The sequence below is a fragment of the Oleiphilus sp. HI0066 genome (genome assembly GCF_001635725.1).
Genome location: NZ_LWFH01000728.1, coordinates 1 through 1,008, shown reverse-complemented (window position 1 = coordinate 1,008; position 1,008 = coordinate 1). Strand labels below are relative to the sequence as shown.

The following is a 1,008-nucleotide window of genomic DNA, read 5'->3' as shown; positions in this document are numbered from 1 at the left end:
CACCACTTCGGGTGCCCATAACTAATCCCTCAAGCGGTGTCATGCCCATGCTGGTGTCAACGCTCTTGCCATTCTCGATCGCGCATACACTTGCGCCGTTACCAAGGTGTGCAGTTATAAAGGAGCAATTTTCAATAGGTTTGCCAATATGTTGTGCGGTCGAACTAGCTACATATTGATGACTTGTTCCATGAAACCCGTATCGTCTTACGCCGTACTTAGTATAAAACTCGCTTGGTATCGCATAGCGATATGCGTGCTCGGGCATAGTTTGATGAAACGCTGTGTCAAAGACAGCAACTTGCGGTACCCCAGGAAACTGACTTTGCAAAAGTTCTATGCCAGTAATATTTGCTGGGTTATGTAAGGGCGCGAGTTGAATGCATTGTTTAATTTCCGCTAACACAGAATCGTCGATGAGCGTTGCTTTATTAAATCGCTCGCCGCCATGAACAACGCGATGCCCGACAGCAATTAATGAATTGCTTAAGTTAAATTCGCAGTTGAGTGCGTCAACAATTGCTTGAATTGAGTCGCCGTGAGAAGCATTTGGCGTGTCAAAGCTTTGCCTATTTCCAGAAAGATCTTTTGAAATATGCCTTGCATTGGTGCTATTAAGTTCTTCAGCGAGACCGGTTTGTAATGGGGTGGCGTCGCCTACGGCGTATAACGCGTACTTTAATGAAGAGCTACCGCAATTAATGACAAGTACGTGTTTTGAGCTCATAGTTTTCTTCCGTGTGTGATTAAGCTGCGGTTGCCTCTAGTGCTATTGCAGAGCATTCATAATAAATGTCGTTAAAGGTTTGCCCATCTAAGCCCAGTTCGCCGAGAGCCTTCCAGTCTATTTGTTCAAGTAAACCTTGTTCGAAAAGCAGTGTAGATTGCAATATTAAACCTTGCACGCCTTTACGTTCCATCAGTGCAGAGCGCATTGAGTCTTTAATTGGAATACTTTCAATAACTTGATCGATAGGTTGGTCAAAAAACGCGTCTAAACAACTGAGC

Annotated in this window: 1 protein-coding gene and 1 pseudogene; both read right to left on the bottom strand. The window is 44.3% G+C overall.

All coding sequences use genetic code 11. The features are described 5' to 3' along the window. Window positions 1-727 (bottom strand): acetate/propionate family kinase (locus tag A3738_RS08945; protein ID WP_231876592.1); only part of this gene is annotated, 727 nt, incomplete at its 3' end. A gap of 19 nt (window positions 728-746) precedes the next feature. Continuing rightward, window positions 747-1,008: pseudogene (locus A3738_RS30850) on the bottom strand (hypothetical protein); the annotation flags it as partial.